Raw genomic sequence first — 1,742 nt, 5'->3', positions numbered from 1 at the left:
TCGCTGAGTTGGGCCAGCCGGCTGTCGAGCAGGCGGGTGCCGAAGGTCTTGATCATCAATACCGCGCCGCCATGGTGAATGCCGGTCGGCGGCGCGTCGAAACTGACTTCACTGATCAGTCCATGGGTTTTCTCGAATGTCTCGGTCAGCCCCAGCGTCAGGGCCTGCAAGGCTGCTTCGTCGAGACGTGGCAGGTGATTGTGTTGCGCCAACAGGCTGTTGATCTGCTCCAGCGTAGCGCTCTGATTTTGGCCCAGGCCCCGCCAGAACAGGTTGCTGCGGCTGACGCGGTTAGTGTCGCTCCATTGGGCCAGCAGCGCCTCGCCCGCGTCCGTGCTGTTCATCCCCGCCACTGCCGCCCCCAGTTGCGCTTCGAAGGCCAGGCCGCTGCGCGGGTCGCGGCGGTCGTAATAATCCAACGCATCCAGCAGGGCCGAACTTTGCAGCCAGAGCAAGTGATCGGCGGCGCGAGCGTCCTTGAGCTGGTCGGCGCGTTCGACAGCCGCCTGATATTCAGCCAGAAATGCCTGTATCCGCGGTTCATCGAGGTAGGGTGCGTATTGGCTATCCCAACGGTGCTGCTGCGCTTGCTCAATCGCCCGTTGTTCCTGGCGCTGCTGTTCGGCGGGGTTGGGGTAACTGCGATAGCTGCCGGCTGCCGCACCGACCATATGGGCATTGCTGAGCGCGTACTCGGGATCGGTGTAGCGCACGCCCAGGGTGTTGGCGTGGCTGACATAACGTTGGCGGGCCTGCTCGGCGAGGGTGGTCTTCAGGTTGTCGAGGGCAAAGGCGATGCTGTGTTTTCGTTGGTTGCTGATGCCTTCACTGTCGACGTGGTCCATGAATGCCTGCAGGACTTCGGCGCTCTGGTTGCGCCAGGCATTGAGTTCCTGGGTGATGCCCAAGGGATCATCCAGCACCACCGCAAACCCTTGGGCGCTGATTTTGTCGGCCGCCAGATAGGGCGCGATGTGGTCGAGAACGGAAAACCCGCTGGGCGGGGCAAACAGTTGCCCGGCCAAGGCTCTGGCCAGCGGCAAGGAACCTTGGCTCACTTGGTCGGCCACCCGACTCTGTAACTGCTGGGGGGAAAGCACATGCTCGGAGTAATGGCAGCTCTGGACCAACTGGCGCATGTCCAGGTGACGCAGGGTGTCGCGCAGGCGCTGGTCGCTGCGAATGGTCTCGACCAGGCGCGGGGTCAGTGGGTCGGGGGTGAACAGCATGCGCGCGTGGACGACCGCTTCCGGGTCGGTGAGGCGGATGACTCGCTCGCCGATGATCGGCATCGGACTGCCGTAGCGAGCGCCATCACCATCTGTGGGCCATAACGGTTTGCACAAACCGCTGTCGTAGGTCTGGTAGGCACCCTCACAGACCCAGTCAGCTGCGTAGCGCTGCACGAACAGGTACAAAAAACCGTGGCGCAAGGGGCGTACGGTGTAACGCGCGGTGTTCAGAACGAGGGGGCTGGGGGCCAGTGGTTTTGGCAGCTCCGGCACCGGCAGATGGGATTCGCCGGGTGCGGCACTGCCGAGCACGGCATACCGCAGGGGCAAGATCGCGACGCTGCGCTTGCAGGTGACACAGGCGCTATGGCCTTCTTCGCTATAGGTTTGCCCGGCAACGCGGTCGAACAATTCGCGCAGGTCTTCATTCATCAATCAAACATCCCTGGACTGCAGTGCCGAGCACCCTAGGCAGGGATTGGTAGGAGATAAATCAGACGTTTCCTTGAT

General features: G+C 62.5%; 1 protein-coding gene. It reads right to left on the bottom strand.

The features are described from left to right. Positions 1-1,664 (bottom strand): T6SS effector BTH_I2691 family protein (locus tag H7995_RS28045; RefSeq protein WP_185819318.1); only part of this gene is annotated, 1,664 nt, incomplete at its 3' end. Positions 1,665-1,742: the final 78 nt, after the last annotated feature.

It is taken from the genome of Pseudomonas kielensis, assembly GCF_014236655.1.
GTDB classification, from domain to species: domain Bacteria; phylum Pseudomonadota; class Gammaproteobacteria; order Pseudomonadales; family Pseudomonadaceae; genus Aquipseudomonas; species Aquipseudomonas kielensis.
The sequence above is the reverse complement of the archived record's forward strand: the minus strand, read 5'-3'. Positions and strand labels throughout refer to the sequence as shown.